A 14,878-nucleotide genomic window follows, 5' to 3' on the forward strand; every position below is an offset into this window, starting at 1 on the left:
GGCACGCTTCTTGATATATCTATGGTAACTAACCTGAATGGCAATACATGCCAGTTAATTGATTAACCACCGTAGAAGAGGACATAACCATGGGTATTTTTTCTCGTTTCGCTGATATCGTAAACGCTAACATCAGCAACTTATTAGAGAAGGCTGAAGATCCACAAAAAATGGTTCGCCTGATGATTCAGGAAATGGAAGACACACTGGTAGAGATTCGTTCAACATCAGCACGTGCGCTGGCAGAGAAAAAGCAGCTGTCTCGCCGCATTGAACAAGGGGAAGCTCAGCAGGCTGAATGGCAGGAAAAAGCAGAACTGGCATTACGTAAAGATAAAGAAGATCTGGCTCGTGCTGCCCTGATTGAAAAGCAGAAAGTAGCCGATCTGGTCGGTGTGTTGCAGTCAGAGCTGGTTATCGTTAATGAAACGCTTGAGCGTATGCGTAACGAAATTGGCGAATTGGAAGCAAAGCTGAGTGAAACTCGTGCTCGCCAGCAAGCCTTAACCTTACGTCATCAGGCTGCCAGTTCTTCACGTGATGTTCGTCGCCAACTGGACAGTGGTAAGATTGACGCTGCAATGGCACGTTTTGAACAGTTCGAACGTCGCATTGATCATATGGAAGCAGAAGGGCAAAGCGTTGGTTTCGGGAAGGCGAAGAGTCTGAGTCAGGAGTTCACCGAGCTGAAAGTTAACGAGCAAATTGATAATGAATTAGCGGCCCTGAAAGCTAAAATGAACATGAACAAAGACGCCTAATCATAGCAGGCTGATGAGGTCGCTTATTCAGAGGGTATGAATAAGCGACAATCTAAGAATTTTAGATAAGAAGGAATATCAATGAGTTGGCTACTGGGTTTACTTGCCATACCGCTGACAATATTTATCTTGTTTGTTGTCCCTATCTGGCTCTGGCTGCACTACCGTGGAAAGCAGAGCGATGGTGGTCAGTTAAATCAGCAAGATATGCAACGGTTAGCAAAACTTACTGATGAAGCGCAGAGAATGCGTGACCGCATTCAGACTCTGGAAGCTATATTGGATGAAGAGCATCCAAACTGGAGACAACGTTAATGAACAATAAACTGTATCGTATTCCTGATGAAGGTATGATTAGCGGCGTATGTGCGGGAATTGCGCGTTATCTGGGCATTCCGGTACTGGTGGTTAGAATTTTAGCGCTGTTAGCATTAGTGTTTGGTTTCTTCTTTGTTACCGTTGTGGTTTATTTTACCATGGTTTTTTTTCTGGAAAGCGCACCGGTAGAAGAAGCAAACTTACATAGTCGAATTCCTGCCCGTCAGCGAATGAAGCAAGTTGAACAAGAACTGGCAGCCAGCGAACAGCGTCTGCGCGATCTGGAGCGTTATTTGACCTCTGAGACTTTTCAGGTGGAAAGTCGATTTCGTCGCCTGTAATACCAGCGGTATACATAATGGCATGATAAGTGACGGTCATTATCTTCATACAATGCGAGCAACCCTCTGTTCAGGGAAGCTCGCATCGACGTCATCATCTTCCGATGAGATAGCATAACCCCAGAGATTCAGGAATAATCATGCAAAAGTCAGCTAAACTGCAGGCTCTTATTCAACCGCTTATCACGATAATATTGTTCTTTGGGCGCGCTTATGCTCCGGCGTTAGTGCTATCATTCCTGTTAAAAAACAAGTTATGGCGACCGGTTCGACTGTTACTGGTCATGTTTGGTGAGCCACTGTTAAGAAAGGTGTTTGGTTCCATTGCCTGGCGCTGTAAAAAGGGTTCGGATGAAACGACTGCAAAATGAAATAAATTCGTTGGTTAACCGCGGGCTGGATCGCCACTTAAGACTGGCGGTTACCGGACTAAGCCGTAGCGGGAAAACCGCGTTTATTACCGCGTTTGTTAACCAACTTTTAAATGTGAATAATGGCGCTCGTTTGCCTCTGTTTTCTGCCGTAAGGGAAGAGCGGTTGCTGGGGGTAAAACGAATTCCACAGAAAGATTTTGGTATTCCTCGTTTTACCTATGATGAAGGTTTGGCATCGCTGTATGGTTCGCCGCCCGGCTGGCCAACACCAACCCGTGGGGTTAGTGAAATTCAGCTGGCGCTGCGTTTTCGTTCTAATGATTCGTTAATACGCCACTTTACCAGCCATTCCACACTCTATCTGGAGATTGTGGATTATCCGGGCGAATGGCTCTTAGATCTACCGATGCTGGAACAGAACTATCTGGAATGGTCTCATCAAATGAACAGCATTCGGCAGGGAGAGCGTGCTGAATGGGCTAAACCCTGGCTTGACCTCTGTGCAAAATGCGATCCGCTAGGGCCGGTTGATGAGAATCTATTGGCGGATATTTCTCAAGCCTATTGTGACTATTTATTACGTTGTAAACAGGAAGGGCTGCACTTTATTCAACCGGGGCGCTTTGTGTTACCGGGTGATTTGGCCGGAGCGCCTGCATTACAGTTTTTTCCGTGGCCGGCGATTAATGCACAAAATGAATCCCGGCTGGCGCAGGCCGATAAACGAACCAACTGGGGAATGCTGAAGGCCCGTTATGATTACTATTGTCAGCATGTAGTTAAAGGTTTCTATCGGGATCACTTCATAAAGTTCGATCGCCAGATAGTGTTGGTGGATTGCCTGCAACCGTTAAATAACGGGCCACAGGCATTTAATGATATGCGTCTGGCCCTGACTCAATTAATGCAGAGTTTCCACTACGGTCAACGCTCTTTACTCAGGCGTCTGTTTTCCCCCTGTATTGATAAGCTGATGTTTGCAGCCAGTAAGGCGGACCACATCACACCGGATCAGCATGCTAATTTGGTTTCTCTGTTACAACAACTGGTACAGGAAGCATGGCAGAATGCGGCGTTTGAAGGCATTAGCATGGATTGCGTAGGCCTGGCATCCGTACAGGCAACAGAGAGCGGCATGATTGAACATCAGGGAAACCGTCTGCCTGCGCTTAAAGGTTACCGTCTGGAGGATGGACAACCGTTAACCGTCTATCCCGGCGAGGTACCGGCCCGTTTACCGGAGCCATCCTTCTGGCAACAGCAAGGTTTTCATTTTGACCAATTCAGACCTAAGCCAATGAGCGTTGACACGCCATTACCCCATATTCGTTTAGATGCGGTTATGGAGTTTTTGTTAGGAGATAAGCTTAAATGAACCAGCCAATAAAAGGGCGTATTACTTTTGATGAGCCACTGTTGGATGAAAAAGAGCCTGTATTACGCAGTAATTTACAATTCGACCCGCAAGAAGCTGAGAACTTCTTTCCTACAGCGCCAGAGTTAGAAGAAGAGCAGGAAGAGGGTGAAGCGGAAGGCATCATTATGAATGCCCTTAAGCCAAAAACCAGCCTGTGGCGTAAAATGGTCACTTTTGGGCTGGGGGTGTTTGGCATTAGCGTGGTCGCTCAGGGGATTTATCGAATTACTGATGCGATTCAAAATCATGAGTGGATTACATTGGGTGCCTATAGTGCCGGTGCCATCATCGTTGTAGCCGGTGTCGGTTCGGTAATAACCGAATGGCGTCGTTTATACCGCCTACGAGAGCGCGCGGAAGAGCGGGATATTGCCCGTGAATTGTTACACAGCCACGCCTTGGGTAAAGGGCGCGAGTTTTGTGAAAAGCTGGCAGATCAGGCGGGTATTGATAAAAGCCATCCGGCATTACAACGTTGGCAGGCATCACTACACGAAACGCAAAACGATCGCGAAGTGGTTTCCCTGTATGCCAAATTGGTTCAGCCGGTTCTGGACCAGCAGGCTCGCCGTGAAATCAGCAGTTCTGCTGCCGAATCAGCTTTGATGATTGCCGTCAGCCCATTGGCTATCGTTGATATGGCATTTATTGCCTGGCGTAATATTCGACTGATTAACCGCATTGCCAGTATTTATGGTATTCAATTGGGGTATTTTAGTCGTATTCGACTGTTTAAACTGGTTATGCTAAATATCGCTTTTGCCGGTGCCACTGAATTAATCAGGGAAGTGGGTATGGACTGGATTTCTCAGGACATTACCGCCAGATTATCCACCCGGGCAGCGCAAGGAATTGGTGCCGGTTTATTAACCGCCCGCCTTGGCATTAAAGCGATGGAGTTATGTCGTCCACTTCCCTGGATGGATAACGATAAGCCTAAGTTAGGGGATTTTCGTACCCAATTGATCGCTCAGATAAAGAGCAAATTGCCGAAAGGCGGAAGCAGTAAGTAAGTTCGCATTTCAAATAGCCCAATAAACAAAGGCGGTGTCTGTCTATTCATGATGCCGTTTTTTTCATATGTTATTGATACTAAAATCAGGCGTTCAGTGCCTGTTCAAGATCAGCCAGAATATCTTCAATGGCTTCAATACCGATAGATAAACGAATCATCTCTGGCTTAACCCCGGCTTTTGCCTGCTCTTCTTCAGACATTTGACGATGGGTGGTTGACGCAGGGTGACAGGCCAAAGATTTTGCATCACCAATATTGACTAAACGTTTAAAGATTTGTAGTGCATCGTAGAGTTTAACACCGGCAGAATAACCATCTTTCAGACCGAAAGAGAGAATGGCGGAAGGCGTTCCATTCATATATTTTTGTGCCAATGGATAGTGAGGGTGGTCCGGCAGACCCGCGTAACTGACCCAGGCAACCTTATGGTGCTGCTTTAAGTAATCAGCTACTTTTCTGGCGTTTTCTACATGGCGTTCCATACGTAACGACAGGGTTTCAAGACCCTGCAACAGCAAAAACGCATTCATGGGGGAAAGGGCGGCACCACAGTTACGTAAAGGAACGGTTCTGGCACGGGCAATAAAAGCCGCAGCACCAAAGCTTTCGGTATAAACCACTCCGTGATAAGCCGCTTCCGGCGTACTGAACATAGGGAATCGCTGTTGATATTTTTCCCACGGGAAGTTACCGGAATCGATAATAGCACCACCTAATGAATTACCATGACCACCAACATACTTAGTAATTGAATGAACAACGATATCGGCACCAAACTGTATTGGCTTACACAGTACCGGGGAGGCTACGGTATTATCGACGATCAACGGAACGCCACGCTCGTGAGCAGCGTTTGCCAGTCCTTCAATATCAACAATGTTGCCTGCCGGATTGCCAATGCTTTCGCAATACACCGCTTTAGTATTCTCATCAATGAGCTCTGCAATTGCCTGAGGTGAATCATCCCGGGCAAATTTTACGTTAATACCGAAGCCCGGCAGCATATGGGCAAACAGAGTATAGGTACCACCATACAGCTGTGGCGTACTGACGATATTATCTCCGGCCTGAGCCAGAGTCTGAATAGCATAACTGATAGCCGCGCTGCCGGCAGAAACCACTAATCCGGCGATTCCACCTTCCAGAGCCGCCATTCGTTTTTCTAAAATGTCATTGGTTGGGTTCATTATTCGGGTATAGATGTTACCCGGTACCGCCAGATTGAACAGATCGGCACCGTGTTGAGCATTGTCAAACTCATAAGCAACCGTTTGATAGATGGGTACAGCAACGGACTTGGTGGTTGGATCGCTTTGAAATCCATGATGCAGGGCTAGTGTTGCGTCTTTCATTCGCTATTCTCTTTTTTCTATTTTTAAGGGGATATATTTAAGGAAATGTTACTTAATCATTGTTTGTTGTTAAATGAAACAGACAAATGATGTTTTTAATCGATTATTTTTCAGGAACAGACATTGAAAAGCCTGATGAAATCTTAAAATGACCATATCGATGGCGTTGTGCGGGTGTATCCAATGAGTTTTTGTTAAATCTGTCAACTTTTTGTGACACTCCTCTTCATCTGGATGAGCGCAGCAGGTATGATAGGGACAACAATCGTTACCGCGCGCTCGTTAAACAAGGCTATTCATAATGCGTCTTGAAGTCCTCTGCGAAGATCGTCTGGGATTAACCCGCGAATTACTTGATTTGCTGGTTGCCCGCAATCTTGATCTACGGGGCATCGAAATTGATGTCAGCGGCAAGATCTACCTTAATTTTTCTTCTATTGATTTTGATGTATTTAGCGCATTAATGGTAAATATCCGGCGGATTACCGGCGTAATCGATGTCCGTACCGTTTCCTATATGCCTTCAGAACAGCGTTTACACGCATTGAGAGCACTGTTGGAGTCTCTGCCTGAACCGGTGATTTCTATCGATTTGAAAGGGCGGATCGACCTGGCAAACCATGCTGCGCTAATGCTATTTGGACTCTCTGAGGAGAGAATACTTACTCAGACCGCTTCCAGCCTGCTAAGTGGCTATAACTTCCTGCGTCATCTGGAAGGAGAAAATATTGTACCTCATTCGGAACGTGCGATTATCCGCGGTCAGGATTACCTGATGGATATCACCCCTGTCTATCAAAGCGATGATGAACAGCAGCCGAAAGAGGTAACCGGTGCGGTAATCGTTCTGAAGTCTGCCGCCAGAATCGGACGTCAGCTACAGAATAAGAACGTCGCGGATAACAATGCATTTGGTCATATTGTTGCCATCAGTAGCAAAATGAAATTACTGATTGAGCAGGCCAATAAGCTGGCCATGCTGGATGTTCCTCTGCTAATTATTGGTGATACCGGAACCGGTAAAGATGTTTTAGCCCAGGCCTGCCACGTTCGTAGTGCCCGTCGGGATAAGCCTTTCCTGGCGATCAACTGCGCCTCTTTACCTGATGATGTGGTGGAAAGCGAGCTGTTTGGTCATGGGGGAAGTGCACAGATAGAAAGTAAGAAAGGATTCTTTGAACAGGCGAATGGTGGTTCAGTTTTACTGGATAACATCAGTGAAATGTCACCGACCATGCAGGCTAAACTATTACGTTTTTTGAATGATGGCACCTTCCGGCGGGTAGGTGAAGATCAGGAAGTCTATGTGGATGTACGTGTGATTTGTGCAACGCAAAAGAGCCTGTTCAATTTAGTCAACCAAGGCCTGTTCAGAGAGGATCTCTATTATCGCCTGAACGTATTAACGCTAACTATTCCGCCGTTACGGGAGCGGGTATCTGACATTATGCCGCTGGCAGAACAATTTATTACTCTGTTCGCCGATCAGCTTGGCGTTCATCGTCCTAAACTGGCGTCGGATTTAACACCGTTGTTAACTCAATACGGTTGGCCGGGCAACGTCAGGCAGCTAAAGAATATTCTTTATCGTAGCTTTACCCAATTGGAAGGTAATGAGCTACAGGTTAAAGATATTGTACTGCCCGAAGTCTCAGCGGAAATGATGCTGAATAATAATGTAATGGATGGCAGTCTGGATGAGATCTGTAAACGTTTTGAATGTTCAGTATTAACTCAGCTGTATAGCAGCTATCCAAGTACCCGTAAGCTGGCTAAACGGTTAGGGGTATCCCATACAGCGATTGCTAATAAGCTCAGAGAGTATGGTTTAAGCCAACCATCACGTACCGCTGAAAATGCAGAAGCTGTCGATAATGAGTAAAAGCTAAATTCAGTAAAACAGAAGGGAGCCGCTGGCTCCCTTTTTCATTCCGTCTATTCGATAGTGCCGCGATTATTTCAGTGCGGTCAGTGCTGCATCGTAGTTTGGTTCAGTCGTGATCTCTTTAACCAGTTCGCTGTAAATCACTTTATCATTAACATCCAGAACAACCACTGCGCGGGCAGTCAGGCCTTTTAATGGGCCATCCTGAATATCCACACCATAATTTTGTTTAAATTCAGGATTACGGAATACAGACAGAGTCACCACGTGATCTAAACCCTCAGCACCACAAAAACGGGACTGAGCAAAAGGCAGATCGCCAGAGATGCATAACACAACCGTATTGTCGACATCGCCCACGCGTTGGTTAAATGTTCTGACGGATGTTGCACAAACAGAAGTGTCCACACTCGGGAATATATTCAGTACTTTACGTTTACCTGCGTAGGTGCTTAATGTGACATCAGAGAGGTCTTTTGCCACCAGGGTGAATGCTTTTGCGCTGTCGCCTGCTTTGGGTAATTGCCCGACAACAGATACCGGGTTGCCTTTCATTTGTACGGTTTGAGTCATAACTGCCTCCAGTGAATGTTACTTTAAATTAACAATTAAGTTATCTTAGTCTAACAATATAGTTTTGGATATCTCAAAATAAATTACTCTTGCTGTGAATGGCTCCTGTTATCGACTTCAGTACTGATTTTTCTTTTTAAATCAGTCTGATTCGATGTTAAGAGCTGATTTTTTTCAGGTTCTATTGCTCTAATCGGCAAAAAAGTTGATTATTTTTCGCCGGACAACAGGTAGCATCTCTGTATGAACGATCTGTTTTGATTCATAATAGCCGTTCATAGATGTAAACTGATGGTTACCTCGTCTGCGGTAAACCAGACAAATTTAACTGATATAAAGCTGAAGTTTAGGAATTAAGAATGAACCGTGTTTTTGCAGTTTGTAAGGCTGTGCTGGCTATGTTGTTCGTTGGTCATTTTTCTGTAGCTCAGGCTATGGAATACCCATTACCTCCGTCAAATAGCCGTTTAATTGGTGAGAATAGGGTATTGATTGTTCCGAATGACGGACGCTCACTGGAACGAATCGCCTCAGATTATCAAATCGGCCTGATTGCTATGCTGGAAGCAAATCCGGACGTTGATCCACTATTGCCAAAAGCGGGTTCAGAATTAATTCTTCCGCTACAAATGATCCTGCCGGATACTCCGCGTGATGGTATCGTCATTAACCTGTCGGAACTTCGCCTTTACTACTATCCGAAAGGGAAAAACACCGTTATCGTTTATCCAATCGGTATTGGTCAGTTAGGTCGAGATACACCGGTAATGACAACCACCATTATCGAAAGAAAAGCCAACCCAACCTGGACACCAACGGCTAACATCCGTAAGAATTACGCAGCAGAAGGGATTACTCTGCCGGCGGTGATTCCAGCCGGACCTGAAAACCCTATGGGGCTATTCGCATTACGTCTGGCAGCAGCAGGCGGTACTTACCTGATTCATGGTACTAATGCGGACTTCGGTATAGGTATGCGTGTTAGCTCCGGCTGTATCCGTTTACGTCCTAACGACATTGAAGAGCTGTTTAATACTGTTCCGGTGGGAACTCGCGTTCAGGTAGTTAATGAGCCGATTAAGGTAACCGTAGAACCTGACGGTTCTCGCTATGTTGAAATTCATCAACCATTATCTAAGTCTGAAAATGACGACCCGCAGACTAAGCCGATTGAGATCAATTCAACTATCGCAACATTTATTAATAACCCGTCAACGGACTCTTCCCGAGTGAATGCTGAAATTGAGCGTCGTTCTGGATTACCATTGCTGGTGAATCGTTAATACTGCAATAAATAGAGCAGCGGGAAAGCCTTCCCGCTGCTTTAATAAGATTTTCTGCCATCATGTTTTCCCTTCGATATATTTCCCTGTTGTAACTTAATTATTTCTCTTCTCCGTTAAATCTATTTCTGGTTTGATAATTAATCGCCTGAGCGTCAATTTGAGGTGTTTTTTATATTATGGCTTACAACCATCTTAAATTTTTTGTAATACGCTTAAAATGGACCAGAGGCGCTATTATTGCCATAAAAGTAAAGAGCTAAAGAGAGAGGGCCGCGAGGGCAGAGTAGAGAGTGAAACGAGAAAGCGTGGATAAGTAATCGGCTAATACCGATAAAAAAAATGGCGCACTTAAGTGCGCCATTTTCCCTTACGAGAAATATTATTTCTTGTAAGAACGAGTCATGTTGTCTAAACGTTGGTTAGCACGAGCTGCTTCATCTTTAGCAACTTGTACATCAGAACGTAAAGCAGCAACATCGCTGATCAGTTGAGTCAGCTTGCTGTTAGTTGCAGTGTCAGTGCTTTTAGCACAACCAGCTAACAGAGTAGCACCTAAAATTACAGCACCCAGTACCACTTTAGTACGGTTCATATTTACACCCTCAATTTGAGTTAACTTTTTGCATGTAGCCCGATAAGTATTACACAAACTTTTTCGGAATGAGAATAATTTTTTAACTTCTCGCAAACTATTTTGCCTGTTTGGTTAAAGAATAGTCAAAACAAATTTTTATTTGCGAAAAAAAGAATTTTATACTACTAAAAAAAGTGAACGTGTGGGGCATGAAATTTTATCTAAAGATAAGTGGGATAAATAACCCTGTGTTTTTATACATCATTATCCATTTTTGGATGAAAAATATAGCACAATTGGACAATAATTCTGTCAGTCAACTTAGCCTTAAAGCAGACGAAAAAAAACGTCATCTGATTCAGATGACGTTTTAATGTTACAAGAGTTGTTAAAGAATATGTACGGAAGCGGTATTGGTTGTGCCGCTGGCAACCAGTGCACCAGATACCATTACGATAACATCATTCTTCTGAGCCAATCCGCTGGTTAACGCCATTTCTTTACCAATACGGTAGAAATCATCGGTAGAGGCGATTTCTTTAACCACTTGAGCTGTAACGCCTTTGGTCAGAACTAACTGACGAGCGGTGGTTTCATTAGTGGTTAGCGCCAGAATTGGTGCGGTAGGGAAGTATTTACGGATAGCTTTTGCTGATTTACCGCCTTGAGTGGCAACAACGATCAGTACCGCATCCAGCTTTTCTGACGTTTCTACTGCACCACGACATACGGCTTCAGTAATACGTAGTTTACCGGAAGAGGTTAGTTTATCGACGCGGCATGGCATCACGCGGTCGGTACGATCGCAAATGGTCGCCATGATAGTAACAGCTTCCAGTGGGTATTTACCTTTAGCACTCTCACCTGACAACATGACAGCATCAGTACCATCCAGAATGGCGTTAGCAACGTCACCGGCTTCTGCACGAGTAGGGCGAGGGTTTTTGATCATTGAGTCCAACATTTGCGTTGCGGTGATAACCACTTTGCGCGCCTGATTACATTTCTCAATCATCATTTTCTGAGCAAAGATAACTTCTTCAACCGGGATTTCAACACCAAGGTCACCACGAGCAACCATGATGCCGTCAGAAGCTTCGAGAATTTCATCGAAATTGTTCAGGCCTTCCTGGTTTTCAATTTTGGAGATGATTTGAATGTGCTCACCGCCGTGTGCTTTTAAGTGCTCACGGATGTCCAGTACGTCTGAACGTTTACGAATAAAGGAAGCAGCGACGAAGTCAACGTTTTGCTCACAGCCAAATATCAGGTCCTTTTTATCTTTTTCTGACAGGGCTGGAAGTTGAATAGAAACGTTTGGCAGGTTGATACCTTTGTTTTCACCCAGGTCACCACTGTTCAGCACTTTACACACAACTTCTTTGGCACGAACTTCGATAACTTCCATGCCAATCAAACCATCGTCAACCAGCACGGTATTACCAACTTTCAGGTCTTCTGCAAAACCCGTGTAGGTCACAGCAACGCGCTCACTGTTACCAACAACGCTTTGGTCAGTGGTGAAAATGAACGTTTGGCCAGCAACCAGAGGGGCATCATTACCGCCTTCCAGTTTCATGGTACGGATTTCCGGGCCTTTGGTGTCCAGCAGGATAGCGGCTTTTTGACCGGTTCTGGCCAGCACTGCACGCAGGTTAGAAATACGTTGTCCGTGCTCATTATAATCACCATGAGAAAAGTTCAAACGCATTACATTCATACCTGCATTCAGCAGCTTACCCAAAACTTCTTCCGATTCAGTTTTTGGACCGATGGTACATACAATTTTAGTCTTTTTCATGATGATAATTTTTACCGATATTTTTGTGTGGAAAGAAAACGAGAGCCTACTATTGAGACTTCAGAAAAGAATACACGCACAATCAGGTTACTTTCAGTATTGCGAAATATAGTCAATATCGCCAGTCTGTGGACAGAAATCATCCCTTATACCGAAGAAACTGCGGTTTGCTCATCTGCTGAAACCTTTCAACTCACTATTTTGCCTATTATAAGGGGGAAATGCACCAGAAGAAAATGGATAAATGTCGAAATAATAATGTAATAAGCAGCTAAATTTAGTGAGAACGTACAAAAGGGCCGGAAACAGGGGATGAGAGGAAAGTAAAAATGGTGCGCCCTAGTGAACTCGAATCACCGACCTCCACCATGTCAAGGTGGCGCTCTAACCAACTGAGCTAAGGGCGCTTTGAAATGCCAGATATACAAGAAGAGATATCTGGTGCGTCCGAGTGGACTCGAACCACCGACCCCCACCATGTCAAGGTGGTGCTCTAACCAACTGAGCTACGGACGCATATTTCTGTATCGCTAAAGCCTGATGCATTAACGATGCGCACGAATATTAACGATGAAGTGGCTCACTGGCAAGGAGAAAAAACGATTTTCTTCTGCCAACTTCGTTAACTGGTGACTTACTGTTCAGGCAGCCTCTTTTTTATCCAACAGGCTGCCTGAAGAGAGATTAACGTTGAGCGCGGGATAGAATTAGCTCTACGGGTTGTTTTTGTAACCAACACATACGAAGCATTATTAACACCGCAGAAGCGCTTAAACCAACGATAAATCCAATCCAGAAACCAGCAGGGCCCATTGCAGGAACAACTAAATCGGTCAGTCCCAGACAATAACCAACGGGCAGACCCACGATCCAGTAAGCTGCAAAAGTAATATAGAAGATGGAACGGGTATCTTTATAACCCCGCAGGATGCCGCTACCAATAACCTGAATAGAGTCAGAACATTGATACACCGCCGCTAATAACATCAGGTGGGCCGCCATCATCACGACCGCAGGGGTGTCGTTATATAACAATGCTATTTGATGGCGGAAAACTACAGTAAACAAGGCCGTGATTGCGGCCAGAGTTAACCCCATTATCAACCCGGTATAGGAAACTACTCGGGCTTCATCAACTTGCTTCTGCCCCAGTTTAAAGCCAACCCTAATTGAGGTTGCTACGCCCAACGCTAACGGAATAACAAATACCAGGCTGCTAAAGTTAAGTGCAATCTGATGTCCGGCTACAGGAACAACCCCTAATGGTGAAACCAGTAAAGCCACGACGGCAAACAGAGTCACTTCGAAAAATAGCGCCAGAGCTACTGGCAACCCCAGGTTAAATAAGCGTTTGAGAGTAGGTATACAGGGTTTCTCAAAGACACTATATTGAACAATATCTTTTTGGGAGCGAGCAGAACGTACATATAGTTTGATACCAATAAACATCACCCAATATACCGAGGCGGTAGCAATACCACAGCCTACGCCGCCCATGGCTGGAAAACCTAATTTACCGTGAATCATCACATAGTTAACCGGAATATTGACCAGCAAACCAATAAAGCCGATAACCATACTGGGTTTAGTTTTCGATAATCCGTCGCACTGGCTACGGTAAACCTGAAACAGCAAATAACCCGGTGCTCCCCACATAATAGCGCGCAGGTAGCGAATGGTGATATCAGCCAGCTTCTCATCGATATTTTGCATATGTTCGATAACATAATGACTGTTGTATAACACCACGATTAAAAACAGGGAAATAAACAGAGCCATCCACACGGATTGAGTAACCTGATGGGCTACTTCCTTTCTGCGTCCGGCACCGTTCAGTTGTGCCACCACCGGTGTTAACGCCATTAACAAACCCTGACCAAATAGAATAGAGGGCAACCAGATAGAAGTACCAACGGCCACAGCGGCCATATCGGTGGCGCTAACGCCTCCTGCCATGATGGTATCAACCACACCCATAGCGGTTTGAGAGAATTGGGCTGCAATAACTGGAATGGCTAAAACCAGCAGATTACGCGCTTCACGGGTATACTTCTGCACGTACTTACCTTTAATTTATTGAGATTAAAACAAAAAATGTCACTGAGGTATCAATATCACAGTGATAAACGAAATGTGAGGGACATGATTCTACCTGTTAAACACCAGTAAGCCAATGAAACACACATGATTAGAATTCAGAAACCAAAATAAAACCGGAAACTGGATTTGGTTTTTATATCAAATTGCGTCAAACTTCCGGTTAGTTGATTTTGTATATGACTAAAATGTCACTACTGATTATTGAGGCCTATTGAATGTTTACCGGAATTGTTCAGGGAACCGCTCCTGTTGTTGAGATTGAAGAAAAAGCTAATTTTCGCGTTCATAAAATGAAGTTTCCTGCCGAACTGTTGTCTGGGCTGGAGACGGGGGCATCCGTTTCACATAATGGCTGTTGCTTAACGGTAACGGAAGTGGATGGCGATATCATCAGCTTCGACTTAATGAAAGAGACATTACGTGTAACCAATTTGGGGGCGCTTTCTGTTGGTTCTAAGGTAAATCTGGAGCGGGCAGCTAAATTTGGTGATGAGATTGGCGGTCATTTAATGTCTGGTCATGTGATGTGTCAGGCAGAAATCATGAAAATTCTGAGTTCAGAAAATAATCGTCAAATCTGGTTCAAAATGCCGGAAGATTTGATGAAGTATGTGTTGAATAAAGGATTTATCGGTATTGATGGTATCAGTCTGACAATTGGTGAAGTCGTGAAAAGTCGTTTTTGTGTGTATCTGATTCCAGAGACGCTGGAACGCACCACTCTGGGTACCAAGCGTTTAGGGGATACGGTGAATATTGAGATTGATCCGCAAACTCAGGCGGTTGTAGATACGGTTGAGCGGGTACTCGCCAGTAAAAATTAACCACGTATTTTTAAGCGCAGTCGGTAACATGCCCTTATAGGGCTAGAGCAAACCACCCGCATAGCGCTGAGGGATCCCCACAAAATCAGCGCTAATAAACCAACACCATACTCTGGTAGGTTTTGGCGAGATGTCAGATAAGAAATTACCCGCCGCGATTTAATACTGTTGGCCTGGTATCTCAGATGCAACCCTCTATTTTCAGCGTGATAACCAATAAGCCACAGCACTATTGTGCTCAGTGTTGCCAGCAGGCT

Annotated in this window: 13 protein-coding genes, 2 tRNA genes and 2 pseudogenes; 9 read left to right on the top strand and 8 right to left on the bottom strand. The window is 44.8% G+C overall.

Going from position 1 to position 14,878, the window contains the following annotated elements:
- Positions 1-89: 89 nt before the first annotated feature.
- The 6 genes from pspA (at position 90) to LPW36_RS11300 (ending at position 4,224) form a co-directional block, all read left to right on the top strand.
- Positions 90-761, top strand: coding sequence for a phage shock protein PspA (gene pspA / locus LPW36_RS11275; protein WP_230609752.1), 672 nt, complete (start codon positions 90-92; stop codon positions 759-761).
- Between the two features lie 81 nt (positions 762-842).
- On the top strand, positions 843-1,076 hold the full coding sequence (pspB, locus tag LPW36_RS11280) for an envelope stress response membrane protein PspB (protein ID WP_130591345.1): 234 nt from the start codon (positions 843-845) through the stop codon (positions 1,074-1,076).
- On the top strand, positions 1,076-1,420 hold the full coding sequence (gene pspC, locus LPW36_RS11285) for an envelope stress response membrane protein PspC (protein ID WP_130591344.1): 345 nt from the start codon (positions 1,076-1,078) through the stop codon (positions 1,418-1,420). The genes pspB and pspC overlap by 1 nt, the downstream gene beginning before the upstream one ends.
- Before the next feature lie 140 nt (positions 1,421-1,560).
- The gene (locus LPW36_RS11290) at positions 1,561-1,791 is read left to right on the top strand and encodes a phage shock protein D (protein WP_230609753.1); all 231 of its coding nucleotides are present in this window, start codon (positions 1,561-1,563) and stop codon (positions 1,789-1,791) included.
- The gene (locus LPW36_RS11295; protein ID WP_230609754.1) at positions 1,772-3,169 is read left to right on the top strand and encodes a YcjX family GTP-binding protein; all 1,398 of its coding nucleotides are present in this window, start codon (positions 1,772-1,774) and stop codon (positions 3,167-3,169) included. Before LPW36_RS11290 ends, LPW36_RS11295 begins: the two co-directional genes overlap by 20 nt.
- The gene (locus LPW36_RS11300; protein WP_230609755.1) at positions 3,166-4,224 is read left to right on the top strand and encodes a YcjF family protein; all 1,059 of its coding nucleotides are present in this window, start codon (positions 3,166-3,168) and stop codon (positions 4,222-4,224) included. Before LPW36_RS11295 ends, LPW36_RS11300 begins: the two co-directional genes overlap by 4 nt.
- A gap of 85 nt (positions 4,225-4,309) precedes the next feature.
- Here LPW36_RS11300 and LPW36_RS11305 read toward each other — a convergent pair whose 3' ends face one another.
- Positions 4,310-5,578, bottom strand: a complete 1,269-nt coding sequence (locus LPW36_RS11305; RefSeq protein WP_230609756.1) for an O-acetylhomoserine aminocarboxypropyltransferase/cysteine synthase family protein — start codon at positions 5,576-5,578, stop codon at positions 4,310-4,312.
- Positions 5,579-5,879: 301 nt separating this feature from the next.
- Here LPW36_RS11305 and tyrR point away from each other — a divergent pair, with 301 nt between their 5' ends.
- Complete coding sequence (gene tyrR, locus LPW36_RS11310) at positions 5,880-7,460, top strand: transcriptional regulator TyrR (protein WP_230609757.1); 1,581 nt, start codon at positions 5,880-5,882, stop codon at positions 7,458-7,460.
- 72 nt (positions 7,461-7,532) lie between these two features.
- On the opposite strand, the gene tpx is transcribed toward tyrR, so the two are convergent.
- Positions 7,533-8,036, bottom strand: coding sequence for a thiol peroxidase (gene tpx, locus LPW36_RS11315; protein ID WP_230609758.1), 504 nt, complete (start codon positions 8,034-8,036; stop codon positions 7,533-7,535).
- Positions 8,037-8,434: 398 nt separating this feature from the next.
- Between tpx and LPW36_RS11320 the strand changes: the two are divergent.
- Positions 8,435-9,310, top strand: a pseudogene (locus tag LPW36_RS11320) (L,D-transpeptidase family protein); the annotation flags it as partial.
- Positions 9,311-9,701: 391 nt separating this feature from the next.
- Here LPW36_RS11320 and LPW36_RS11325 read toward each other — a convergent pair.
- The 5 genes from LPW36_RS11325 to LPW36_RS11345 all read right to left on the bottom strand — a co-directional run bounded on the left by LPW36_RS11325 (position 9,702) and on the right by LPW36_RS11345 (position 13,755).
- A complete protein-coding gene (locus tag LPW36_RS11325) occupies positions 9,702-9,914 on the bottom strand; it encodes an LPP leucine zipper domain-containing protein (RefSeq protein ID WP_047781007.1) in 213 nt (70 codons plus the stop codon).
- A 370-nt stretch (positions 9,915-10,284) separates the two neighbouring features.
- Positions 10,285-11,697 carry a pyruvate kinase PykF gene (gene pykF, locus LPW36_RS11330; RefSeq protein WP_230609759.1) on the bottom strand — a complete coding sequence of 471 codons (1,413 nt, stop codon included), beginning with the start codon at positions 11,695-11,697 and terminating at the stop codon, positions 10,285-10,287.
- A gap of 330 nt (positions 11,698-12,027) precedes the next feature.
- A tRNA-Val gene (locus LPW36_RS11335) sits at positions 12,028-12,104 on the bottom strand.
- Positions 12,105-12,136: 32 nt separating this feature from the next.
- Positions 12,137-12,213: transfer RNA gene (locus LPW36_RS11340), tRNA-Val, on the bottom strand.
- 168 nt (positions 12,214-12,381) lie between these two features.
- A complete protein-coding gene (locus LPW36_RS11345) occupies positions 12,382-13,755 on the bottom strand; it encodes an MATE family efflux transporter (RefSeq protein WP_230609760.1) in 1,374 nt (457 codons plus the stop codon).
- Positions 13,756-14,012: 257 nt separating this feature from the next.
- Here LPW36_RS11345 and LPW36_RS11350 point away from each other — a divergent pair, with 257 nt between their 5' ends.
- On the top strand, positions 14,013-14,621 hold the full coding sequence (locus tag LPW36_RS11350) for a riboflavin synthase subunit alpha (protein ID WP_230609761.1): 609 nt from the start codon (positions 14,013-14,015) through the stop codon (positions 14,619-14,621).
- Here LPW36_RS11350 and LPW36_RS17980 read toward each other — a convergent pair.
- Positions 14,618-14,878 (bottom strand): annotated as a pseudogene (locus LPW36_RS17980) (hypothetical protein); the annotation flags it as partial. The gene LPW36_RS11350 and the pseudogene LPW36_RS17980 overlap by 4 nt on opposite strands.

The sequence above is a fragment of the Limnobaculum eriocheiris genome, assembly GCF_021010575.1.
Lineage (GTDB): Bacteria > Pseudomonadota > Gammaproteobacteria > Enterobacterales > Enterobacteriaceae > Limnobaculum > Limnobaculum eriocheiris.